This is a genomic window from Streptomyces sp. V2I9 (assembly GCF_030817475.1).
GTDB lineage: Bacteria > Actinomycetota > Actinomycetes > Streptomycetales > Streptomycetaceae > Streptomyces.
The window spans coordinates 5,226,952-5,249,657 of the sequence record NZ_JAUSZJ010000002.1 but is presented as its reverse complement, the minus strand read 5'-3'; the positions used below and the strand labels follow the sequence as shown (position 1 = coordinate 5,249,657).

Below are 22,706 nucleotides of genomic sequence, written 5' to 3'. Positions count from 1 at the left end.
CGTCGTATGGACAACTCTAGCGGCGTCGGCGTTCTCGACAAGGCGGCTCTGGTATTGAGCGCCCTGGAGTCCGGTCCGGCCACCCTCGCCGGGCTGGTCGCGGCGACCGGGCTCGCACGGCCCACGGCCCATCGACTGGCCGTGGCACTGGAACACCACCGGATGGTGGCGAGGGACATGCAGGGCCGGTTCATCCTCGGCCCGCGGCTGTCGGAACTGGCCGCCGCGGCGGGCGAGGACCGCCTGCTGGCCACGGCCGGACCGGTGCTCACCCACCTGCGCGACATCACCGGCGAGAGCGCGCAGCTCTACCGCCGGCAGGGCGACATGCGCATCTGCGTGGCGGCGGCGGAACGGCTGTCCGGACTCCGGGACACGGTGCCGGTCGGCTCCACGCTCACGATGAAGGCGGGCTCCTCCGCGCAGATCCTGATGGCCTGGGAGGAGCCGGAGCGCCTGCACCGGGGCCTCCAGGGCGCCCGGTTCACGGCGACGGCGCTCTCCGGCGTACGGCGGCGGGGCTGGGCCCAGTCGATCGGCGAGCGCGAGCCGGGCGTCGCCTCGGTCTCCGCGCCAGTGCGCGGCCCCTCGAACCGGGTGGTCGCGGCGGTCTCGGTCTCCGGACCGATCGAGCGGCTGACGCGCCACCCGGGCCGGATGCACGCCCAGGCGGTCATCGACTCGGCGGCCCGGCTGAGCGAGGCACTGCGCCGCAGCGGCTGACCTCCTCGTCGTACGGCACGGAAGCACCGCCCCCGCACGGGGTGGACGGGCCGCTCGCCTGCGCTCCCCCGCTGCTCCCCCTCCCCCCTTTCCGTCTTTCCGTCCTTCCGTAAGGCCGCCCCGACGTCGTGGCGGCCCTTTTCTCGTGCCCCGGCCCCCGCGGGCGACTGCCCCGGCCCCCACCCTGAGGATCGGCGGGCGAGCCGGTCCGCATCCCGGCGTCGCCGCGCCGCGAGAGGCGGCACGCCGGGGCCGCCCGGCCCGGATTCCCGTGTGACATCGGCTGCTTGAGCCGCCGGGCCCGGATCATGGAGCAGGCCGCGACGCACGACCTGGACGCGATGGAGGCGCACGAGTCGGAGGCCGAACAGGTCGAGAAGGCCTCGCGTCTGCGGCGCTGTACGAGCCGCCGTTGATGCCGCTGCGGCGACTCGCGCGGGGCGAGGAGCCGGCCTGCCGGTACGGCCTGTGACAGGGTCTGCCGGAACAGCGGGAAGGCCCTCCACCGGGGTGAAGGGCCTTCCCGTACTGCTGTGTTGTACCCCCGACCGGATTCGAACCGGCGCTACTGCCGTGAGAGGGCAGCGTGCTAGGCCGCTACACAACGGGGGCGTGGTTACTGCTGACTTGCGCTGGGCTACCAGGACTCGAACCTAGAATGACGGTACCAGAAACCGTAGTGTTGCCAATTACACCATAGCCCATGGTGTGACAAGTACCCCCGACCGGATTCGAACCGGCGCTACTGCCGTGAGAGGGCAGCGTGCTAGGCCGCTACACAACGGGGGCCCTAGCGATCCTGCATCGAGAGCGTGGGTGCGACCCAGATGTTCTCGCGGGAAGGATCTGTACCCCCGACCGGATTCGAACCGGCGCTACTGCCGTGAGAGGGCAGCGTGCTAGGCCGCTACACAACGGGGGCTTGTCCTGCTGATCTTGCTCGTACTGCGCTGGGCTACCAGGACTCGAACCTAGAATGACGGTACCAGAAACCGTAGTGTTGCCAATTACACCATAGCCCACTGAAATGCAACCCCTGGTGGGGGTTTCACTTCTGTCTGCGCTTCCCGGCCGGATCTTTCGGCCCGCTCGGGCGGCGCAGAAAGAACATTACCTGAAGGTGTCCGGCGCTCCAAAACGGGTATCGCCGGCCAGCAGGCCGGGGAGCTGGTCGAGCCCGGTGATCGTCACCAGATCGGGTCGCCCGCCCCGGCCCCGCCGGTCGAGCCAGATGCCGGTGAGGCCGGCGGCGACGGCCCCGCTCGCGTCGATGTCCGGCTCGTCGCCCACGTACGCCACCTCGTGCGGTTCCAGCGCGAGCGCCTCGCAGGCCGCGTGGAAGGCGCCGGCCTCCGGTTTGGAGATCCCGAGCTCCACGGCGCAGACCAGCGTCTCGAACCGGTCGCGGACGCCGAGCGTGGTCAGCTTGTGGTGCTGGTGATGGGTGGCGGCGTTGGACAGCAGTCCGTGGCGGTAGTCGCCGGCCAGCAGGTCGAGGGCGGGCAGGACGTCCGGGAAGAGCGTCCACGCGGCCTCGTAGTGGGCGGCGTGGCGTCCGAACCACGCCTCCGCCTCGGCGTCCTCCAGGTCCCGCGAGAGGAACTCCCGCACCCGGTCGCGCCGCTGACCGAGGAAGTCCGTCTCACCGGCGATCACCCGCGCCCAGTGCCGGTCGCTCAGCGCCCGCCAGGCGTCGAGCGCCACGTCCACCGAGGCGTACGCCTCCGGCAGCCCCTCGCGCTCCAGGTGCTGCCGCATACCGGTGCGGTCCGCGCCGGTGTGGTCGAAGAGTGTGTCGTCGATGTCCCAGAGCACGGCACGGATCGGCATGGATCTCACGCTAGCCTCCCGGCCGGGCCCGAGGAGGGTGAACGGCGAGAAGGGCCGCAGCCGGTCGGCCGCGGCCCTTCTCGGGGCGTCCTGCGCGCTTACGCCGCCAGCTTGGCGAGCGCGGCGTCGATGCGGGCCAGGCTCTTCTCGCGGCCCAGGATCTCCAGGGACTCGAAGAGCGGCAGACCGACGGTGCGGCCGGTGACGGCGACGCGGACCGGGGCCTGGGCCTTGCCGAGCTTGAGGCCATGGGCCTCGCCGGCGGTGAGGACGGCGTTCTTCAGCGACTCCGGGTCGCTCCAGTCGGCCGTCTCCAGGTGGGCGCGGGCGGTGGTGAGCAGGGCCACCGGGTCGCCCTTCATCGCCTTGGCCCAGGACGCCTCGTCCTCCACCGGCTCGTCGAGGAAGAGGAAGTCGACGTTGTCGGTGATGTCGGAGAGGACCGTGACGCGGGTCTGGGCGTACGGGGCGATGCGGGTCCACTTCTCCGCGTCGAACGCCTCGGGGGCCCAGGGGGCGAAGGGGGCCTTCAGCCAGGGGCCGCACGCCTCGGTGAAGGTCTTCACGTCGAGCATGCGGATGTGCTCGGCGTTGATGTGCTCGCACTTCTTGAGGTCGAAGCGGGCCGGGTTGGCGTTGACGTCCTTGATGTCGAACGCGGCGACCAGCTCGTCCATCGAGAAGATGTCGCGGTCCTCGGCGATCGACCAGCCGAGCAGCGAGAGGTAGTTCAGCAGGCCCTCGGGGAGGAAACCGCGCTCCCGGTAGAGGTTGAGGGAGGCCTGCGGGTCGCGCTTGGAGAGCTTCTTGTTGCCCTCGCCCATGACGTACGGCAGGTGGCCGAAGGCCGGGATGTCCTTGGCGACGCCCAGTTCGATGAGCGCCCGGTACAGGGCGATCTGGCGCGGGGTGGAGGAGAGCAGGTCCTCGCCGCGCAGGACGTGGGTGATCTCCATCAGGGCGTCGTCGACCGGGTTGACCAGCGTGTAGAGCGGGGCTCCGTTGGCGCGGACGATGCCGTAGTCCGGGACGTTCTCCGGCTGGACGGTGATCTCGCCGCGGACCAGGTCGGTGAAGGTGATGGCCTCGTCGGGCATCCGGAAGCGGACGATCGAGGTGCGGCCCTCCGCCTCGTACGCGCTCCTCTGCTCGGCGGTGAGGTCGCGGCAGTGGCCGTCGTAGCCCGACGGCTTCCCGGCGGCGCGGGCGGCGTCGCGGCGGGTGTCCAGCTCCTCGGTGGTGCAGTAGCAGGGGTAGGCGTACCCGGCGGCGAGCAGCTTCCCGGCGACGTCCTTGTAGAGGTCCATCCGCTGCGACTGGCGGTAGGGGGCGTGCGGACCGCCGACCTCGGGGCCCTCGTCCCAGTCCAGGCCCAGCCAGCGCATCGAGTCGAGCAGCTGCTGGTAGGACTCCTCCGAGTCGCGCGCCGCGTCGGTGTCCTCGATCCGGAAGACCAGGGTGCCCTGGTGGTGCCGGGCGAAGGCCCAGTTGAACAGGGCCGTGCGGACCAGGCCCACGTGGGGGTTGCCGGTCGGGGAGGGGCAGAAACGGACGCGGACAGGTGCCACTGGTGCGTTAACCACGCTTGATCACCTTGTTGGTGAGAGTGCCGATGCCTTCGATGGTGACGGCGACCTCGTCGCCGACGTGCAGGGGCCCGACCCCTGCGGGGGTGCCGGTGAGGATGACGTCGCCGGGGAGCAGCGTCATGGCCTCCGAGATGTGGACGACCAGGTCCTCGACGGAGCGGATCATGTCGCTCGTGCGGCCGAGCTGGCGCTGTTCGCCGTTGACCGTCGCCTGGATGGTCAGGTCGTGCGGGTCCACGTCGGTCTCCACCCAGGGGCCCAGCGGGCAGGCGGTGTCGAACCCCTTGGCGCGGGCCCACTGCTGCTCACGGCGCTGCACGTCGCGGGCGGTGACGTCGTTGGCGCAGGTGTAGCCGAGGACGACGTCCTTGACGCGCTCGCGGGGGACCTCGCGGCACATGCGGCCGATGACCACGGCCAGCTCGGCCTCGTGGTGCAGCTCCTCGGAGAAGGAGGGGTACTCGATCGCGTCTCCGGAGCCGATCACCGAGGTGGTGGGCTTGAAGAAGGTGATCGGCGCTTCGGGGACCTCGTGGCCGAGTTCCGCGGCGTGTTCCGCGTAGTTGCGGCCGACGGCCACGACCTTGTTGGGGAGCACGGGGGGCAGCAGCCGGACCTTGTTCAGCGGGACCTTGGTGCCCGAGAGCTCGAAGTCGGCGTACGGGATGCCCTTGATGATGTCGAGGACGAGGTCACCGGATTCCACGGTGCCCTGCCCCTCGACGACGCCGAAGGCGACATTGCCGTCGATGGAGAACCTGGCGATGCGCACGGGATGCTGTCGCCCCTCACTTGCTGGCTGGCTGAAGACTGACGCTCCAGGCTAACGCCGATGAGGGGGACAGCCGCGCGCTGCGGGGCGCTACCGGGCGGCCGCGACCGGGGCTTCCATGAGGATGGTGCGGCGCGGGTTGGCGGTGACGTTCGGCAGCTCGGCGGCGTGCTCCGGCAGCGGCGGCGCCTGCAGCTCCGCGGCGTCCTCGAGGTGCGCCAGCGTGGTGCGCCGGGGGTTGGCAATGTTGCGGAACATCGTCGTCGTCTTCATCTGCCGTCAGGACCCTGTCGGTGAGGGCGCCGCTCGTCGCGGCGCCGGCTTGTCGGATACGCCATCCCTGTAAAGCGTCAGGCTAAACATCCGATTCCCCTCCGAAGGGGGGAAGAGCCGACGATCATCATGTGAGTTTGCTCACGAACTATTCGACAATTGCCCCATAGCGGACACCCGACCTTGATCCAGAAAGCGGACATTGCACCACTGAATCCACCATTCCGCTCCCGACCATGGCGACTGGGACACCCCTGACACCCAAGTAAATGATCCATGATGGCCCGGTTTGCCCCTGGTCGCGCTGTACTGCTTGTCACCTGTTCATCACAACGTGTCACGCAGATCACGGCCCGGTACATGGCCCTTGTTGGAGATCCTTCACTGTGCTGGAATTCCACGCACCGCCGCGGTTTTGAGGCCGGCGCGCAGGGGCGCAATGCAGCGCCGAGTGGCGGCGGGAGGGGGAAGTACGCCGGTCACTCACACGACCACACAGGGGGCGCGTCCAGCGCCCCACTACGCCGACACCGTTCTGGTCCGCTGTACGCGGACGGAACGCCTGGTCCAGAGGTTGCGACGCTAGTGCAGGGACGTTTCAAGAGGGATGGCAGCGCTCCGGCGGAACAGGAGCCGCGCGGCGGGACCGACCGCGGTTCCTCGCCCCAGCACGCCCAGAACCCCGGGCCGGCCGCCGCCGGCGACAACGGCGACCGTGCGCAGCGCCCGGGCCCCACGACGGCCGAAGGAGCGGAGCCGAGCACTCCGGCACCGGCCCGCGGCCCGGTCGACACGGGTTCGCGCGTAGCGCTCCGTAACTGGCGCATCAGCACGCGTCTGGTCTCGCTCCTCGCCCTCCCCGTGGTCGCCGCGACCACCCTGGGCGGTCTGCGGATCAACGAGTCCATGAACGACATGCAGCAGCTGGAGCACATGCAGCTGCTGACGAAGATGACCAAGCAGGCGACCTCGCTCGCCCAGCAGCTCCAGGTGGAGCGCGACCAGTCGGCCGGTCCGCTGTCGAACAAGACCAAGGCCACCGACTACAAGGTCACCGGGCCCAGGGACAAGACCGACCGGGCCAAGGACGCCTTCCTCAACGAGACCGACACGATCGGCGACTCCGAGGGCGACGAGGCGCTGGAGAGCATCCACGCGAGCATCTCGTCGATCGCCTCCCAGCTCGGCACCATCCGTACGATCCGCAAGACGGCGTACGAGGAGGGCTCCCCGAGCCTCAACACGATCGACCAGTACAACCAGCTGATCACCTCGCTGCTGAGCCTCTCGCAGGACATGGCGCAGGCGACCAACAACCCGGACATGATCAAGCGCACCCGCGCCCTGGCGGCGTTCTCCTCCGCCAAGGAGTACGCCTCGGTCCAGCGGGCGATCATCGCCGCGGCGCTGCCCGGCGGTTCGGTCAAGGAGCCGCACCTCAACCCGAACGACCGGCAGTTCGGCTCCAACGCGCTCGCCAAGGAGTCCCGCGCCCTCACCTCGTTCAAGCAGATCTACGCGACGACCGGGGAGAGCGCCGAGGAGCTCATGGCGCCCCTGGACAACGGCAACCCGGAGATCAACGCCGGGAACATGTACGCCAAGCGCATCCTGGACACCACGAACGGGATCGAGGGCAAGCAGGTCCGGTCGTACCTGGACTGGTACGACCAGAGCAGCATCAAGATCAAGGCCATGGAGACGATCGAGGCCACCCTCCTCAGCGACATGGAGGCCAAGGCCCGCGAGCTGCGCCAGGCGTCCCAGCGCGAGGCGATCGTCAACGGTGTCGTCATCCTCATCGTGCTCGGCGTCTCGCTCGTCGGCGCCTTCGTGGTGGCCCGCTCCATGATCCGGTCGCTGCGCCGCCTCCAGGACACCGCCACCCGCGTCGCCCAGGACCGGCTGCCCGAGCTCGTCAAGCAGCTCTCCGAGACCGACCCGCAGGACGTCGACACCTCCGTCGAGTCGGTCGGCGTGCACTCGCGCGACGAGATCGGCCAGGTGGCCGCGGCCTTCGACGACGTGCACCGCGAGGCCGTCCGCCTCGCCGCCGAGCAGGCCCTCCTCCGGGGCAACGTCAACGCGATGTTCACCAACCTCTCGCGCCGGTCCCAGGGCCTCATCCAGCGCCAGCTCTCGCTCATCTCCGAGCTGGAGTCCCGCGAGGCCGACCCGGACCAGCTGTCCTCGCTCTTCAAGCTCGACCACCTGGCGACCCGTATGCGCCGGAACGGCGAGAACCTCCTCGTCCTCGCGGGCGAGGAGCCGGGACGCCGGTGGACCCGGCCCGTCCCGCTGGTCGACGTGCTCCGCGCCGCGGCCTCCGAGGTGGAGCAGTACGAGCGCATCGAGCTGTCCGCGGTGCCCGCCACCGAGGTGGCCGGCCGGGTCGTCAACGACCTCGTACACCTGCTCGCCGAGCTGCTGGAGAACGCCACGTCGTTCTCCTCGCCGCAGACGAAGGTCAAGGTCACCGGTCACGCGCTGCCCGACGGCCGCGTCCTCGTCGAGATCCACGACACCGGCATCGGCCTCTCCCCCGAGGACCTCGCCGCGATCAACGAGCGGCTCGCGCAGCCGCCGACGGTGGACGTCTCCGTCTCCCGCCGCATGGGCCTCTTCGTGGTCGGCCGCCTCTCGCTGCGCCACGGCATCCGCATCCAGCTGCGCCCCTCGGACTCCGGTGGTACGACCGCGCTGGTCATGCTGCCCGTCGACGTCGCGCACGGCGGCAAGCAGCCCCCGTCCAAGCAGGGCCCCGGCCAGCAGCCCGGCGGCGCTCCCGGCGGCCTCCTCGCGGGGAACGGAAACGGGAACGGCGCGGGCAACGGCCAGCGCGCGGGTCTGGGCGGCGGTCCGGGCGGTCCGGGCGCCAAGAGCCTCGGCGGCGGCCCCGGCGCCCAGCGCGGCCAGGTCGGCGCCGGTTCCGGCCCGCGGGCGGCGCTGCCGTCCCGCGACGGCGGAACGGGCCGTCCGCAGGGTGGCGGCCGACCGGACAGCGGCGGCCCGGCCCAGGACTTCCCGGCCCAGGGTCCGGCTCCCCAGCGTCAGGGCGGCGGTCTCGCCGGCGCCTTCGGCAACGGTGCCCGGCTCGGCGCCCGCGGCGGCCAGGACGACGGGTCCGGCCAGCCCAACCTGTTCGGCCACGGCGCGTCGCCCTCCGCGGGGCAGAACGGCCGCACCGGCCCGTTCGCCCCGCAGGGCCAGCAGGGTCCGTCCGGCTGGCAGAACCAGCAGGGCCCCGCGGCGCAGCAGCCTCAGGGCCGGCCGGAGCAGGGCGGCCCCGCGCAGGGCGGTTTCCCACAGAACGGCGGCCCCGGCCGTCAGCTGCCGCCGTCCGGCGGTCCCCGTGCCGAACTGCCCGGCGGCAACCCGCAGCCTCAGCGCCCCGCGACCCCGAGCTGGGGCGGCGACACGCCGCGCGGCCACGAGGAGCACGACGCGACCGGGCAGTTCGCCCGCCCGGCGGGCCCCGGCCAGGACCCGTCGTACCACGCCCCGCAGAACCAGCGGCCGGTCGACGACTGGCCGATCGACGACCGGCAGGGCCCGGGTGCGACCTCCGAGTTCGCCCGACCCGACTTCTCGGCCCCGCAGGCACCGCAGGACCGGTCGTACCAGCAGGGCCCCGGCCAGGGTCAGGACCCGGCGAGCACCGCGCAGTTCGCCCGCCCGGACTTCGGCGTCCCGCAGCAGCAGAACCAGCACCAGCACCAGCAGGGCTCGTACGACCAGGGCCAGCAGCTTCCCTCGCCGCGTCCGCGCGGCCTGGAGGGCGACGACTTCGGTGCGCCGCGCCCGTCCGCCTCCCCGGCGGGCGAGGCCCCGTACCGGCCCGCGCTGCCGCAGCAGCACCAGCAGCCGGAGGCCCTGCCGCCGGCCGGACCCGGGGACGGCCGTACGCCGCTGTACGACACCCTGGAGACGAACTGGTTCCACGGTCCGGGCCAGGGCGGCCAGCAGCAGCCCGCCGAACCGCAGGCGCCGGTCGCTCCGGAGGCCCCGGGTACGCCGGTTCCCCCCATGCCCCAGCGTGGCGCGAACGACCCCTCGGTCACCAGTTCGTGGCGGGCCTCGCCCAACGACGAACTCGTACGCCAGGCCGAACGGGTCAAGAAGCCGGCCGCCGGCGGGGTCACCACTTCCGGGCTGCCCCGCCGTGTCCCCCGCGCCAATTTGGTTCCGGGGACCGCTCAGCAGCAGAATCACCAGTCCGGACCTCAGGTATCGCGTGCGCCCGATGACGTGCGCGGTCGTCTGACCAATCTCCGCCGGGGCATCCAGCAGGGTCGGCAGGCCAACAACGGCTCGCAGACCGGCAGTTTCCAACTCGGCCCCACTCACCAGCAGGAGCGTTAGTTGAGCCCCATGAGTCAGGCCGCGCAGAATCTGAACTGGCTGATCACCAACTTCGTGGACAACACCCCAGGGGTGTCCCACACCGTGGTGGTCTCCGCGGATGGCCTGCTGCTGGCGATGTCCGAAGGATTCCCGCGCGACCGCGCCGACCAGCTCGCCGCCGTGGCGTCGGGTCTGACGTCGCTGACCGCCGGAGCGTCCCGGATCTTCGAGGGCGGCGCCGTCAGTCAGACGGTTGTGGAGATGGAGCGGGGATTCCTCTTCCTCATGTCCATCTCCGACGGGTCCTCGCTGGCCGTTCTCGCCCACCCGGACGCCGACATCGGTCTGGTCGGATACGAGATGGCCCTCCTCGTCGACCGTGCGGGCACCGTCCTCACGCCCGACCTCCGCGCCGAACTCCAAGGCAGTCTGCTCCACTAGACGGCCTTACAGCGGATTCACGACACGATCCCCCCAGGTAATGCCCACAACCCTCACCCGACAGGCCGCTTCAGCCCCTCACCGGCCCCTTGCAGACGGCAAGCCGAGAACCTGCTGTCACGCCCGGAGGATTCATGACCCCGCCACCCGCCTCACCCGATCCGTACGGCGCTCTGCACCACGCGTCGTACGACGGTGAAGGCGACCAGCCGCTGGTACGCCCCTATGCCATGACCGGCGGCCGGACCCGGCCGCGCTACCAGCTCGCGATAGAGGCTCTGGTCAGCACCACGGCAGACCCCGCCCATCTGGGGACCCTGCTCCCCGAGCATCAGCGGATCTGCCACCTCTGCCGTGAGGTCAAGTCGGTGGCGGAGGTCTCGGCGCTGCTGTCGATGCCGCTCGGCGTCGCCCGGATCCTGGTGGCGGACCTGGCGGAAGCCGGCATGGTGGCCATCCACCAGCCGGGCAACGGAGAGGCCGGCGGCGCGCCGGATGTGACACTGCTCGAAAGGGTGCTCAGTGGACTTCGCAAGCTCTAACGGCGGTTCGACCCGCTCCACCACCTCCGCGAAGATCGTGGTGGCGGGCGGCTTCGGCGTGGGTAAGACCACGTTCGTCGGAGCGGTGTCGGAGATCAACCCGCTGCGCACCGAAGCCGTGATGACGTCCGCCTCGGCGGGCATCGACGACCTGACCCACACCGGGGACAAGACCACCACCACGGTGGCCATGGACTTCGGCCGCATCACCCTGGACCAGGACCTGATCCTGTACCTCTTCGGTACGCCGGGCCAGGACCGCTTCTGGTTCATGTGGGACGACCTGGTCCGCGGCGCCATCGGCGCCGTCGTCCTCGTCGACACCCGCCGCCTCGCCGACTGCTTCCCCGCCGTCGACTACTTCGAGAACAGCGGACTCCCCTTCGTCATCGCCCTCAACGGCTTCGACGGACACCAGCCCTACACCCCCGACGAGGTCCGCGAAGCGCTCCAGATCGGGCCCGACGCGCCCATCATCACGACGGACGCCCGCCACCGCGCGGACGCCAAGAGCGGCCTGATCACCCTGGTCGAGCACGCCCTGATGGCACGCCTGAAGTAGTTCCCCTACCAGGTGCAAGTCGATAGCGGCATACGGAAGTTGCCGTAGTCACACGGGGGCGGCCTGTGTCGTTTGACACGATCCGCCCCCGTGTTCATAACGTTTCGACAGAGAATTGACCGCGTTCCACCACCCGACGCATCCATTCGATGCCACTGCGCTCACATGAGCCCCGCCTTTTGACGGGGCTCGTTCTTTATGCCCGTTTTATCTGAGGTCTGGGCCACTCGGAATCCTGGATTCCGAGTGTTTGGAACGGGACCGGTCCCCGTGCTGCAATGCGACGAACTCCCCAGTAGTACGGCCCTGAACGAATGAACCGGCACAGCGTAGGTGCCGACGCCGAGAGGTTGTTGGTCGAGTGAGGCGAAGCAACGAGGGCTCCGCGGCGCAGCCCGAGCGGGGCAACTTCACCCCGCCGTCGCGCGCCGAGGCGTCCCCTGCGGAGGTGCCCGGCACCCGGCCGGCCGATGATGGCGGGTCCCACCGGCTGTCCCCGCGCAACTGGCGCGTGGCCACCCGGCTGAACGCGATCCTCCTGATCCCGGTGCTGGTCGGCCTCATCATGGGCGGCTTCCAGGTGAAGGGGTCCATCGACACCTGGAGCGAAGCCCAGGAGGCCGAGAAGATCGCGGTCGTCGTGCGCGCCGCGTCCGACTACGGCCAGGCGCTGCTGAACGAGCGCGACCTCACCGCCGAGCCGCTGCTGTCGGGCGACCGGGACGCCGATGTGGTCGAGCAGACCCGCGCCACCACCGACGAGGCGGCGGAGAAGTTCGCCACCGCGGTGAAGGACCTGCCGTCCAAGCCGGGCCTGGAGCGCCGGCTGAAGCTGTTCCGGAGCGAGGAGCCCAAGCTCCCCGAGCTGCGCAAGGCCGCCTATTCGCAGGCCCTGGACCCGGTGAAGACCGAAGAGGGCTACGTCCAGGTCCAGCACTCGCTGATGGAGTTCTCCAACGAGCTCGGTCTCGGCACCGGCAACATCACCAGCTACGGCCGTACCGTCTACGCGCTGGAGCTGTCCAAAGCAGCAGAATCGCTTCAGCGCTCGATCGGGACGCACCTGCTGGTACGCCCGAGCAAGAAGCCGGGGACCTACGCCGACCAGGTCAAGGCCTTCGGTTCGTACAACTACCTGGAGCAGATCGCCCTCGGCGAGTTCAATTCCGGCGGCACCCAGGCCGACGTCGACCGCCTCAGGCAGGTCATGGCGGGCAAGGCGGCCGAGGGCGCCAAGCAGATCAAGGCCGCCGAGCAGCAGGCCGAGGCCGCGGGAGAGCCCTTCGTGGCGCCGCCCAGCATCGACGGCTCGGTCTTCGACGGCATGGCGCGGGAGATCGGCAAGGGCCAGGACCCCGAGGAGCTGGCGAAGAAGGGCATCACGCCCGAGACCTGGATGGCCGCGGCGACCGCGAAGTTCGAGGGGTACTCCACCGTCGAGGACGAGCTGGTCACCAAGGCGGTGGACGAGGCCGCGAGCATCTCCGCCGACGCCAGGAACGACGCCGTCGTCAACGGGGTCGCCGTCCTCATCGCGCTGCTGGCCGCCTTCGTCCTGGCCGGGCTCATGGCCCGCCAGATGAGCCGCTCGATGCGCCAGCTGCGTACCGCCGCCTTCGGTATCGCCGAACAGCGGCTGCCCACCCTCGTCGACCAGCTCTCGCGCACCGATCCGGGCCGGGTCGACACGCGGGTGCAGCCGATCCCGATCACCTCCCGCGACGAGATCGGCGAGGTCGCCCGCGCCTTCGACCAGGTGCACCGCGAAGCCGTCCGGCTCGCCGCCGAGCAGGCCATGCTGCGGGGCAACGTCAACGCGATCTTCACCAACCTCTCGCGCCGCAACCAGTCGCTCATCGAGGGCCAGCTCACCCTCATCACCGGCCTGGAGAACAACGAGGCCGACCCGGACCAGCTGGAGAGCCTCTTCAAGCTGGACCACCTGGCGACCCGTATGCGCCGCAACGGCGAGAACCTCCTCATCCTCGCCGGCGAGGAGCCCGGCCGCCGCTGGGACCAGCCGGTGCCCCTGGTCGACGTGCTGCGCGCCGCCTCCTCCGAGGTGGAGTCGTACGAGCGCGTCGAGCTGTCCGGGGTCCCCGAGGCCGAGATCCACGGCCTGGCCGTCACCGACCTCGTGCACCTGCTGGCCGAGCTGCTGGAGAACGCCACCACGTTCTCCTCGCCGCAGACCAAGGTCAGGGTGACCGCGACGCGGCTGCCCGACGGCCGCGTGATGATCGAGATCCACGACAAGGGCATCGGCCTCACCGCCGAGGACTTCGCCGACATCAACCACAAGCTGGCCAACCCGCCGACCGTGGACGCCGCGGTGTCGCAGCGCATGGGCCTCTTCGTGGTCGGCCGGCTGGCCGACCGGCACGGCATCCGGGTCCAGCTGCGCCCCTCGGGCGAGCAGGCCGGAACCACCTCACTGGTCATGCTCCCCGACGCCATCACGCACGGCGGCGGCGGCGAACAGCACGGCGGTCAGGACGACTTCACCGTCTCCTCGATCATCCCCGAGCAGCAGACCTTCGAGCAGGCGCCGCAGCAGGCCGCGATGCGCACGGCGGCGGAGCTCGGCTTCGACGACTCGCGCTACGAGGCCACGGCGGACCCGGCCGAGCTGGACCCGGTCGGACGCTCCCTGATGCGCGAGGAGCGCCGGGCGGCCCTGGAGGCCCAGACGGGCGCGAACGGCCCGTTCGGCGGCGACGGAGGGGACCAGCAGGGCTACGCACCGGAGGCGTACGCGGGCGACCCGTACGCCGGCCGGCAGCAGCCGCAGCAGGGCTACGCCGACGAGCAGTACGGCCAGGACCCGTTCGGGCAGCAGCAGCCGCAGCAGTACCAGGGGTCGTACGAGCAGCAGCAGTACGGCACCGAGAACGGCTACCCGCAGCAGGCGCAGGAGTCCCCACAGCAGGACGCCGGCTACGCGGAATCGGCATATGCCGCTCCGGACGGCCGACAGGGGCAGTACGCCGAGGCGTACGCGACGCCGGAGGACCCGTCCCACCAGGACGACTGGCCGGTTCAGAGCGGTTTCCCGACCGGTTATGAGCCGAGTGCCCCCGCGGAAGCGGAATCTGTCCCGAGCACGCCCGCGGAGCCCGCGGAGCACGTAGGCTTCGACCGTCCGGGGCCCACCCCGAACGTCGGCCACGAGTTGACCGAAGCCGGTCTGCCGCGCCGCGGCGGTCAGCAGCACTGGCAGCCCAGCGGCCGTGGGAACGACCGGCCCGCTCCCGCTCCGGCACCCCGCCAGGAGCAGGAACAGCGGCAGGACCCGCAGACCGACGGGGACGGCTCCGACGACTGGCGCTCGACGAACGACGAGCGCTGGGAGCGGGCCGAGAAGCTCCGTGAACCGAAGGCGGGTGGGATAACCCCCTCCGGTCTTCCCCGGCGCGTGCCCAAGGCCAACCTGATCGAGGGCACGGCGGAGCAGACCCAGCAGGGCGGCCCACAGGTCTCCCGCGCACCCGAGGACGTCCGCGGCAGGTTGAGCAACCTGCGGCGGGGGATCCAGCGGGGACGCAGTGCGGGGTCGGACACCAGTACCACCTACAACCAGGAGCGTTAGTGTGAGCCCGATGAGCCAGGCGGCGCAGAATCTCAACTGGTTGATCACCAACTTCGTGGACAACACCCCCGGGGTGTCGCACACGGTGGTGGTCTCCGCCGACGGACTCCTGCTGGCGATGTCCGAGGGGTTCCCGCGCGACCGCGCCGACCAGTTGGCGGCCGTCGCCTCCGGTCTGACGTCGCTGACCGCGGGCGCCTCCCGGATCTTCGAGGGCGGCGCCGTGAATCAGACCGTTGTGGAGATGGAGCGCGGATTTCTCTTCATCATGTCCATCTCCGACGGGTCCTCGCTCGCCGTTCTCGCACACCCGGACGCCGACATCGGTCTGGTCGGGTACGAAATGGCCCTTCTGGTGGACCGCGCGGGGAGTGTCCTGACTCCGGACCTCCGCGCCGAACTTCAGGGAAGTCTTCTTAACTAATAGACAGACAGTGCGTTTCTCGCCACCGCGCCATACAGTGCGGTGGCGCGGCCCCACTGGGATCGGCGACCGGCAGTCGGAGGAGGAAACGTGGCAACACCCACAGGCGGGCACCCCTACAACGGTGACCAGAACGTTCCGGGTGAGCACGGCGACAACCGTTTCGGCTTCCCTGCCGCGCCCAGTGGTCAGGGCTCCGGGCAGTATCAGCCATATCAGCGTCCGCATCAGCAGGCGCCGGGCGCCCACGGGTCCGAGTGGCCTCCGCAGCAGCCGGGGGCGGGATGGCCGCAGCAGCGGCACGACGCACCCCGGCAGCCGCGCATCCAGCCGGTGCAGCAGCGACAGGCTCCCGAGCCCGCCAAGCCCGCGGCACACAATCCGCTGGTCCGTCCGTACGCCATGACCGGCGGCCGGACCCGGCCGCGTTACCAGCTCGCCATCGAGGCACTGGTCAGCACCACGGCCGATCCGTCCCGGCTGCAAGGGCAGTTGCCCGAGCACCAGCGGATCTGCCGGCTCTGCATCGAGATCAAGTCGGTCGCCGAGATCTCGGCCCTTCTCTCGATCCCCCTCGGCGTTGCCCGGATCCTCGTCGCCGACCTGGCCGAGGCCGGACTCGTCGCCATCCATCAGCCCGGCGGTGACGAGACCGCCGGCGGCCAGCCAGATGTGACACTGCTCGAAAGGGTGCTCAGTGGACTTCGCAAGCTCTAGCGGCGGAGCGGCCCGCTCCACTACCTCGGCGAAGATCGTGGTGGCAGGGGGCTTCGGCGTGGGTAAGACCACGTTTGTCGGTGCCGTGTCGGAGATCAACCCGCTGCGCACCGAAGCCGTGATGACGTCCGCCTCGGCGGGCATCGACGACCTGACCCACACCGGGGACAAGACCACCACCACGGTGGCCATGGACTTCGGCCGCATCACCCTGGACCAGGACCTGATCCTGTACCTCTTCGGTACGCCGGGCCAGGACCGCTTCTGGTTCATGTGGGACGACCTGGTCCGCGGCGCCATCGGCGCCGTCGTCCTCGTCGACACCCGCCGCCTCGCCGACTGCTTCCCCGCCGTCGACTACTTCGAGAACAGCGGACTCCCCTTCGTCATCGCCCTCAACGGCTTCGACGGACACCAGCCCTACACCCCCGACGAGGTCCGCGAAGCGCTCCAGATCGGACCGGACACCCCGATCCTGACGACGGACGCCCGCCACCGCGCGGACGCCAAGAGCGCGCTCATCACGCTGGTCGAGCACGCCCTGATGGCACGCCTGCGCTAGGAACGTCTCCGGACCGCCGGTCCCCCGTACCGGGAAGGGCCCCGCACTCCTCGTGAGTGCGGGGCCCTTCCCGGTACGGCCTGCGAGGGGGTCAGCCCTGCCAGCTGTGCGGGGCGCGGAAGCCCGGCGTGCGCTCCAGGCGGCGCCAGCCGGCGGTGTTCCGGCCGCGGCGGGCGGGAGCGGCGGGCTGGGCGGCGGCGCGGGCCATCAGGACGGCGGTGATGGCCGCAAGCTCCTCGGGGGCGGCGTGGCCCTTCTCGACGCGCAGGACGGACTCGGCGGACGTCAGGCTCATGGCGGGGTGTCTCCGTCTTCTCGGCAGGATGTCGTGGACCGTGCGGCGGATCGCGCCGCGGCGGGTGACTACTGCGGGGGGTTGCCGTGCTTGCGGGACGGCAGGTCGGCGTGCTTGGTGCGGAGCATGGCGAGCGAGGCGATGAGCACCTCGCGGGTCTCGGCGGGGTCGATGACGTCGTCGACGAGACCGCGCTCGGCCGCGTAGTAGGGGTGCATCAGCTCGGCCTTGTACTCCTTGACCATGCGGGTGCGCATGGCCTCGGGGTCCTCGGCCTCGGCGATCTGGCGGCGGAAGATGACGTTGGCCGCGCCCTCGGCGCCCATCACGGCGATCTCGTTGGTGGGCCAGGCGTAGGTGAGGTCGGCCCCGATGGACTGGCTGTCCATGACGATGTACGCGCCTCCGTAGGCCTTCCGCAGGATCAGCGAGATCCGCGGCACGGTGGCGTTGCAGTAGGCGTACAGGAGCTTGGCGCCGTGGCGGATGATCCCACCGTGCTCCTGGTCGACGCCCGGAAGGAAGCCGGGGACGTCCAGAAGGGTGATGATCGGGATGTTGAAGGCGTCGCACATCTGGACGAAGCGGGCGGCCTTCTCGGACGCCTCGATGTCCAGCACGCCCGCCAGCGCCTGCGGCTGGTTGGCGACGATGCCGACGACCTGGCCGTCGAGGCGGGCCAGCGCGCAGATGATGTTGCGGGCCCAGCGCTCGTGGATCTCCAGGTAGTCGCCGTCGTCGACGAGCTCCTCGATCACCTTGTGCATGTCGTACGGGCGGTTGCCGTCGGCCGGGACCAGGTCGAGCAGGACGTCGCCGCGCCGGTCGGCGGGGTCGTCGCTCTCGACCGTCGGCGGGTTCTCGCGGTTGTTGGAGGGCAGCATCCCGATGAGGTAGCGGACCTCGGCGATGCAGGTCTCCTCGTCGTCGTACGCGAAGTGCGCGACGCCGGAGGTCTCGGCGTGGACGTCCGCGCCGCCGAGGCCGTTCTGGGTGATCTCCTCGCCGGTGACCGCCTTCACGACGTCCGGTCCGGTGATGAACATCTGCGAGGTCTCGCGGACCATGAAGACGAAGTCGGTGAGGGCGGGGCTGTAGGCCGCGCCGCCCGCGCAGGGGCCGAGCATCACGCTGATCTGGGGGATGACACCGGAGGCGCGCGTGTTGCGCTGGAAGATGCCGCCGTAGCCGGCGAGCGCGGAGACGCCCTCCTGGATACGGGCGCCGGCGCCGTCGTTCAGCGAGACCAGCGGGGCACCGGCCGAGATGGCCATGTCCATGATCTTGTGGATCTTCGTGGCGTGGGCCTCGCCCAGCGCCCCGCCGAAGATCCGGAAGTCGTGCGCGTAGACGAAGACGGTGCGGCCCTCGACCGTGCCCCAGCCGGTGATGACGCCGTCGGTGTACGGCTTCTTCGCCTCCAGGCCGAAGCCGGTCGCCCGGTGCCGGCGCAGCTGCTCGACCTCCTTGAACGAACCCGGGTCCAGGAGGAGCTCGATCCGCTCCCGCGCGGTCAGCTTGCCCTTGGCGTGCTGCGCCTCGGTCGCCCGCTCGCTCGGTCCGCGCCGCGCCTGCTCGCGCAGGGCCAGCAGTTCGGCCACCCGGCCTCGGGCGTCGCTCGACTCACCCTGGGTTTCGTCCACAACGGTCATGCATCGACCCTACGAAGCCCGACCCAGAAACCGCGCCGTCGGTTCCGTACAGTCTCCTGCCCCGTTTCGTGGTGGGAGTGAACAGAACCGCGACGCCGTGCAGGCGATCCACCAGCGAAACGCCGCTCCGCGTTATGAGGTTCCCACAAAGCGAGCTGTGCCGTGGGCCACAGGTCGCGGAGGGGGCGGCCGACCACCCCCAGTATGGCCCGGCACCCCCGTGGCGGACCACGCCGGGGGCGGCCCCGTCTCCGGGGCCGCCCCTGGCGCGTCACCGGCCGCGCTGCCGGACCGGGTCGGCGGCACCATCGCCGTTCCGGCTCAACTTCCGCAGTGGAAGAGGGCGTTGCCCCAGTCGGCGTGGTCGTTGCCGTTGCCGTCGCCGCCGTCCTGGACGATCAGCTCGACGTACTTCGCGCCGCTGACGTCGGCGGTGAGCTTCCAGGCGGCGTCGGCCGCGCCGAGCACGGGCGAGGCCACCTTCTCCGCACCGTCCGCCATGACCGAGAAGCGGACGGTGCCGCGGCTCGTCTGGACGTCGTCCACACCCACCTCGGCGGTGAAGGAGGCGCACTTCCCGCCCAGGTAGTAGCGGACCTTCGCCGGGGCGTGCGTGCCCAGGCCCTTGTCGTAGGCGACGCCGCCGATCTTCAGCGGGCCGCCGTCGCCGGAGCCGGCCTCCCCGTTGGACCGGTCGCGCTCGACCGGTCCCCAGCCGTTCTCCGAGGCGGCCCAGTCCAGGTCACTGGCCCAGCTGTCCCGGGTGGGCGGCGGCGGAAGGGTGCGGACCGAGGTCCGCGCGCCGAGCGTGCGCGCGGCTCCCTGGACGGCGTACGTGGCCTTCGCCTCCAGCGCGTACGTCTCGTAGGGGGCGTCCACCGGCGGGGTGACCCGCCAGCTGCCGGTGACCTTCGTGCCCGGAGCGACCGAGTCGAAGGCGACCGGGCTCGCCGGTTCGGCCTGCCAGCCCTCGGGCACGGTCAGCGCGAGCTTCACCCCGGTGGCGGGGCTCGCCTCGTCGTTGCCGAAGGTCGCCTTCACGGTGTTCGCGGTGCCCGGCTCCAGGGTCTCGGCCCCGGCGGTCACGTCGAGCGTGCCGCAGACGGCCTCCTCTCCGGCGGGGGCCGGGCCGAGGTCGGTGACGGTGAAGCCGTCGAGCACGAAGTCCGCGCCCTCGGGTGCGCCGGACAGCTTGCGCAGCCCGGTCCAGGTGTCGCCGCAGCCCGCGGTGAGCGTCCGGCTGAAGTGGCCGGTGGTGCGCTGCTGCCCGATGGGGGTGGTCCGGGCCTCGGTGGAGACGGCCTTGCCGCCGGTGACCCGGTCGTAGCCCTCGACCCAGCTGTAGGCCCCGGCGTGGCTGGACTGGTAGTCGAACTCGACCTGGTAGCGGTGGCCGTCCTTCATCGGGACGGTCCAGGGCGCGGTGCGGTAGACGAGGCCGGTGTTCTCCTCGTGGGACTTCAGGGACTCCTTGCCGCCGAGCACGTCGTCGATCAGCTTCCCGTTCCAGCCGGCCTGGGTGTACGGGGCGTGGAGCTGGGAGACGCTGGTGCGGGGGTCGGTGGAGCCGCCCGCGTCGCCCTTGAGGAAGGGGCCCCAGCCCTGGTCGACGGCCTCGAAGTCCTCGTACACCATGGTGCCGGCGCGGGTCGCGGGGGCGTTCTCGACGATGCGCACGTCATCGGCGCGGACCTTCGCGGCGGAGCCGGGGGCCGCCTCGATGCGCAGGGTGGTGCGGCCGTCGGCGGGGGCCGTGAAGTTCACCTTGGCGCGCTGGAAGGAAGTGCCGTGCCAGTCGGACGCGGCGACGTAGTCCTTCGCCGTGGAGCGCTCGACGGCGACCGACGCCCCACCGGCGCTGAGGGTGGTGCGCCGGCTCGCGCCGGGCGAGACCTCGATGAGCGCGGAGGCGGTGTACCGCTTGCCGGGTTCGAGTCCGGTGACGGTCTGGGACAGGGCCGCCGTGGAGGTGCCGGAGAGCGCGGCGCTGTTGCGGCCCCGGTCGTCGGTGTCGCGGACGGCGGTGCCGGTCTTCGTCCAGCCCTTCAGGTCACGGTCGTTGAAGCCGGGGTCCGTGAGGCCGGTCCCCGTCCCCCAGTCGGCCGGTGTCTCCGCGGGCGCGCGGTCGGGGTAGAGGACGTAGGCCTGTCCGGCGGTGGCGTTCAGCGTGATCTTCCCGCCGGAGGGGCGGACGGTGGTGACCTTCTCACGGCCGTTGTCGGTCAGCTTGTAGACGGTGTACGCACCGCTGCCGGGCACGTCCCATCTGCTGCTGCCGCCGGTCCCGCTGTAGTGGTAGAGCTTCTTCCCCCCGTCCCACGGCAGCAGGTAGCTGGTGCCGCTGAGCACCTTGCGGCCCTGGTCGTAGAAGGTCCGCTTGCCGTTCTCGACCGTGCCGCGGACCCCGCCGGTGAAGGTGATGTCGTTGCCGTTCCAGCGGGTGATCTTCTGCTGCTGGAGGTACTTGGCGGGGAGGTTCTTCTGCCAGATGTTGGCGGTGAAGGCGTTGAAGTCGGTCTCGCCGGTCCAGCCCTCGAAGTCTTCCAGGGCGGTCTGGCCGAGGACCGGGTGGTTGTTCCAGACGTCCTTCTCGCCGTTGCGGATGAACCGGATGATCTGCGAGTTCAGACCCTTGTTGGTGGCCCCGCCGTAGTTGAGGTCGTTGGCCCAGTGCGACCAGAGCGAGGCGCGCTCGAACTTGTCGGCCCACTCGGTGCCGACGGTCCAGCCCTGCTTCTGCACGGCCTGGATCGTCTTGTCGGCGATCCAGCCGTGGGTGTAGTAGACGTCGATGTAGAGGAAGTCGAGGTTCTCGTCGGTCTCGTCGCGCAGCTGCTGGAAGCGCTTCTCCAGATCGCCGCTGTTGATGTCGCGGCGCTGGTCGATGTAGTAGCTCTGGTTGAGCCAGTTCCAGCCGGGCTTGGTCTTGTCGACGAGCTGCTCGGAGAAGGCGTTGGCCTCCGGGTAGGACTCGGTGGCGTTGACGTGGACGCCGAAGTCGGCGCCCCACTTCTCCCCCTGCTCCAGCAGGGTGTTGAGGTCCTTCAGCCCGCCGGCCCGTTTGTTGTAGTTGCCGCCGTAGTCGGGGTGGGCGGAGTCGTGGCCCTCGGAGCCGTACCCCTTGAGGACGGCGAGCTGGCCGAGGCCGTCGGTGGCCTTCGAGACGCGCTTGACGTCGTCCAGGGTGCGCAGGAAGGGGTGGGTGGCCTGGCTGGCGAAGTTGAACGGGATGTGGGTGACGACCCGGTCGGCGGTGGCCTCGCTGCCGGGCGCGGTGACGCCGATCGAGCGGAAGGCGACGGCACCGTCCTGCCAGTCGACGGCCTTGTCGCCGTTGGCGTCGGGGGTGACGACGACCTTGGCCCACGGCAGGTCCTCGCCGCTCTCCGGCTTCGGCGCGCCCTCGCCCCGGTAGGTCCACTGGCCGGACCAGACGCCGACCCGGACGCCGCCGTCCTCGGTGCGCGCCTGGTGCCAGAAGCGGGCGTCGTCGCCGCCGGTGGCCCCGGAGGGCTTGTCGTACGAGGAGTTGGACTCGATCGCGGCGGCGAGGGAGCCGGTGTTGAGGATCGCGTAACTGGCTCCGACGGGCGCGGAGTCGGGCTTGGTCTCGCCGGTGACCTTTGCGAAGACGTCGGCGGTGCGGGTGGAGTCCGGGTCGAGCTTCGTGAATGCGGTGGCGGCCCCGGCCTCGGCGGAACCGATGGAGATCAGATCGTGCCCGGGGATGTCGATGGTGCCGACCCGGAACGTCTCGGTGTCGCGGACGGCGGTCACCTTGAACGTGGTGGCCCACCCGGAGACGGTGAGCGAGGCGTCGATCTCGACGCCCGGCAGGGAGTCGAAGACGAGGGTGTAGCGGGCGGCGGCGGAGGTGATCTCCGGCGCGCCCTTGAGCTTCACCGTGTGGGCGGTCCCGTTGAGGGTGACGGCGGTGACCGGCCGGACGCTGCCGAGCAGCCGAGCGCCGCTCGCCCGGTCGGTGTACGACAGGACGCGCGGGAAGTCCTCGGCGACGGCGACGGCGATCCGGTCGGAGCCGATGACGGCCGACGCGGCGGCCTGCGCCGTCCCGGCCGGTGCGGGGGGCGACGGGTCTGCGGCTGCGGCGGGGAGCGCGGCCCCCACGAGCGCCAGGACGGCTGCGGAGGCCGCGGCGACCAGGCCGGGGCGAGGGAATCTTGACGACATGGCCCCTTGAGTAGTCGCCGTGTCCGGACACCGTCAACGAACATCGGCGCCATGGGCCGACTCCGTCCAACAACCCCGGTGCGTTAGTCCAAGTGGGAGCGGTACGGGTGGTGGGGCGGTCGGCGCCGTGGCCCACGGGTGGTGGGGCGGGCGGCGCCGTGGCCTCGTTCACCTCTTGACCGACACCACCCCGGCACATG

Annotated in this window: 17 protein-coding genes and 5 tRNA genes; 10 read left to right on the top strand and 12 right to left on the bottom strand. The window is 70.7% G+C overall.

All coding sequences use genetic code 11. From position 1 onward, the window contains the following. Positions 1-6 precede the first annotated feature (6 nt). Positions 7-723 carry an IclR family transcriptional regulator NdgR gene (gene ndgR, locus QFZ71_RS23095; protein WP_026237628.1) on the top strand — a complete coding sequence of 239 codons (717 nt, stop codon included), beginning with the start codon at positions 7-9 and terminating at the stop codon, positions 721-723. Positions 724-1,010: 287 nt separating this feature from the next. Next, positions 1,011-1,139 (top strand): hypothetical protein, encoded by a 129-nt coding sequence (locus QFZ71_RS23090; RefSeq protein ID WP_307670071.1) that lies wholly within the window; start codon positions 1,011-1,013, stop codon positions 1,137-1,139. A gap of 123 nt (positions 1,140-1,262) precedes the next feature. On the opposite strand, the gene QFZ71_RS23085 is transcribed toward QFZ71_RS23090, so the two are convergent. The 9 genes from QFZ71_RS23085 to QFZ71_RS23045 form a co-directional block, all read right to left on the bottom strand. Then, positions 1,263-1,335 (bottom strand) — tRNA-Glu (locus tag QFZ71_RS23085). Between the two features lie 20 nt (positions 1,336-1,355). Further along, a tRNA-Gln gene (locus QFZ71_RS23080) sits at positions 1,356-1,427 on the bottom strand. A 12-nt stretch (positions 1,428-1,439) separates the two neighbouring features. Continuing rightward, a tRNA-Glu gene (locus QFZ71_RS23075) sits at positions 1,440-1,512 on the bottom strand. Positions 1,513-1,572: 60 nt separating this feature from the next. After that, positions 1,573-1,645: transfer RNA gene (locus QFZ71_RS23070), tRNA-Glu, on the bottom strand. A gap of 28 nt (positions 1,646-1,673) precedes the next feature. After that, a tRNA-Gln gene (locus QFZ71_RS23065) sits at positions 1,674-1,745 on the bottom strand. An 88-nt stretch (positions 1,746-1,833) separates the two neighbouring features. Next, positions 1,834-2,553: an HAD family hydrolase gene (locus QFZ71_RS23060; RefSeq protein WP_307670070.1), complete on the bottom strand. Its 720-nt coding sequence runs from the start codon at positions 2,551-2,553 to the stop codon at positions 1,834-1,836. 98 nt (positions 2,554-2,651) lie between these two features. Beyond that, positions 2,652-4,121, bottom strand: a complete 1,470-nt coding sequence (gltX, locus tag QFZ71_RS23055) for a glutamate--tRNA ligase (RefSeq protein ID WP_307671554.1) — start codon at positions 4,119-4,121, stop codon at positions 2,652-2,654. 7 nt (positions 4,122-4,128) lie between these two features. Beyond that, positions 4,129-4,914, bottom strand: a complete 786-nt coding sequence (locus tag QFZ71_RS23050) for a fumarylacetoacetate hydrolase family protein (protein WP_307670069.1) — start codon at positions 4,912-4,914, stop codon at positions 4,129-4,131. 90 nt (positions 4,915-5,004) lie between these two features. Beyond that, complete coding sequence (locus tag QFZ71_RS23045; RefSeq protein ID WP_307670068.1) at positions 5,005-5,187, bottom strand: hypothetical protein; 183 nt, start codon at positions 5,185-5,187, stop codon at positions 5,005-5,007. Positions 5,188-5,772: 585 nt separating this feature from the next. Between QFZ71_RS23045 and QFZ71_RS23040 the strand changes: the two genes are divergently transcribed. The 8 genes from QFZ71_RS23040 to QFZ71_RS23005 all read left to right on the top strand — a co-directional run bounded on the left by QFZ71_RS23040 (position 5,773) and on the right by QFZ71_RS23005 (position 16,368). Beyond that, positions 5,773-9,549: a nitrate- and nitrite sensing domain-containing protein gene (locus QFZ71_RS23040; RefSeq protein WP_307670067.1), complete on the top strand. Its 3,777-nt coding sequence runs from the start codon at positions 5,773-5,775 to the stop codon at positions 9,547-9,549. A gap of 9 nt (positions 9,550-9,558) precedes the next feature. Beyond that, positions 9,559-9,972 carry a roadblock/LC7 domain-containing protein gene (locus QFZ71_RS23035; protein ID WP_006127850.1) on the top strand — a complete coding sequence of 138 codons (414 nt, stop codon included), beginning with the start codon at positions 9,559-9,561 and terminating at the stop codon, positions 9,970-9,972. Between the two features lie 134 nt (positions 9,973-10,106). Beyond that, a complete protein-coding gene (locus tag QFZ71_RS23030; protein ID WP_003966010.1) occupies positions 10,107-10,514 on the top strand; it encodes a DUF742 domain-containing protein in 408 nt (135 codons plus the stop codon). Next, positions 10,495-11,076: an ATP/GTP-binding protein gene (locus tag QFZ71_RS23025; RefSeq protein WP_307670066.1), complete on the top strand. Its 582-nt coding sequence runs from the start codon at positions 10,495-10,497 to the stop codon at positions 11,074-11,076. The genes QFZ71_RS23030 and QFZ71_RS23025 overlap by 20 nt, the downstream gene beginning before the upstream one ends. A gap of 361 nt (positions 11,077-11,437) precedes the next feature. After that, positions 11,438-14,665, top strand: coding sequence for a nitrate- and nitrite sensing domain-containing protein (locus tag QFZ71_RS23020; protein WP_307670065.1), 3,228 nt, complete (start codon positions 11,438-11,440; stop codon positions 14,663-14,665). A gap of 10 nt (positions 14,666-14,675) precedes the next feature. After that, positions 14,676-15,089, top strand: a complete 414-nt coding sequence (locus QFZ71_RS23015) for a roadblock/LC7 domain-containing protein (protein WP_006127847.1) — start codon at positions 14,676-14,678, stop codon at positions 15,087-15,089. 90 nt (positions 15,090-15,179) lie between these two features. Further along, positions 15,180-15,806, top strand: coding sequence for a DUF742 domain-containing protein (locus QFZ71_RS23010; RefSeq protein WP_307670064.1), 627 nt, complete (start codon positions 15,180-15,182; stop codon positions 15,804-15,806). Continuing rightward, positions 15,787-16,368, top strand: coding sequence for an ATP/GTP-binding protein (locus QFZ71_RS23005; protein WP_014048542.1), 582 nt, complete (start codon positions 15,787-15,789; stop codon positions 16,366-16,368). The genes QFZ71_RS23010 and QFZ71_RS23005 overlap by 20 nt, the downstream gene beginning before the upstream one ends. Positions 16,369-16,459: 91 nt before the next feature. Here QFZ71_RS23005 and QFZ71_RS23000 read toward each other — a convergent pair whose 3' ends face one another. From QFZ71_RS23000 to QFZ71_RS22990, 3 genes are all read right to left on the bottom strand, one after another. Continuing rightward, positions 16,460-16,663, bottom strand: a complete 204-nt coding sequence (locus QFZ71_RS23000; RefSeq protein ID WP_307670063.1) for an acyl-CoA carboxylase subunit epsilon — start codon at positions 16,661-16,663, stop codon at positions 16,460-16,462. A 68-nt stretch (positions 16,664-16,731) separates the two neighbouring features. Beyond that, entirely contained in the window at positions 16,732-18,315 is a 1,584-nt protein-coding gene (locus QFZ71_RS22995) for an acyl-CoA carboxylase subunit beta (RefSeq protein ID WP_307670062.1), read from the bottom strand. 321 nt (positions 18,316-18,636) lie between these two features. Then, positions 18,637-22,506: an endo-alpha-N-acetylgalactosaminidase family protein gene (locus QFZ71_RS22990; protein ID WP_307670061.1), complete on the bottom strand. Its 3,870-nt coding sequence runs from the start codon at positions 22,504-22,506 to the stop codon at positions 18,637-18,639. Positions 22,507-22,706 lie beyond the last annotated feature (200 nt).

Bases quoted from the DNA above. Each gene is read 5' to 3' on its own strand.
- ndgR (WP_026237628.1), top strand. From the start codon at position 7: ATGGACAACTCTAGCGGCGTCGGCGTTCTCGACAAGGCGGCTCTGGTA.
- QFZ71_RS23060 (WP_307670070.1), bottom strand. From the start codon at position 2,553: ATGCCGATCCGTGCCGTGCTCTGGGACATCGACGACACACTCTTCGAC.
- QFZ71_RS23045 (WP_307670068.1), bottom strand. From the start codon at position 5,187: ATGAAGACGACGACGATGTTCCGCAACATTGCCAACCCCCGGCGCACC.
- QFZ71_RS23035 (WP_006127850.1), top strand. From the start codon at position 9,559: ATGAGTCAGGCCGCGCAGAATCTGAACTGGCTGATCACCAACTTCGTG.
- QFZ71_RS23030 (WP_003966010.1), top strand. From the start codon at position 10,107: ATGACCCCGCCACCCGCCTCACCCGATCCGTACGGCGCTCTGCACCAC.
- QFZ71_RS23015 (WP_006127847.1), top strand. From the start codon at position 14,676: ATGAGCCAGGCGGCGCAGAATCTCAACTGGTTGATCACCAACTTCGTG.
- QFZ71_RS23000 (WP_307670063.1), bottom strand. From the start codon at position 16,663: ATGAGCCTGACGTCCGCCGAGTCCGTCCTGCGCGTCGAGAAGGGCCAC.
- QFZ71_RS22995 (WP_307670062.1), bottom strand. From the start codon at position 18,315: ATGACCGTTGTGGACGAAACCCAGGGTGAGTCGAGCGACGCCCGAGGC.
- QFZ71_RS22990 (WP_307670061.1), bottom strand. From the start codon at position 22,506: ATGTCGTCAAGATTCCCTCGCCCCGGCCTGGTCGCCGCGGCCTCCGCA.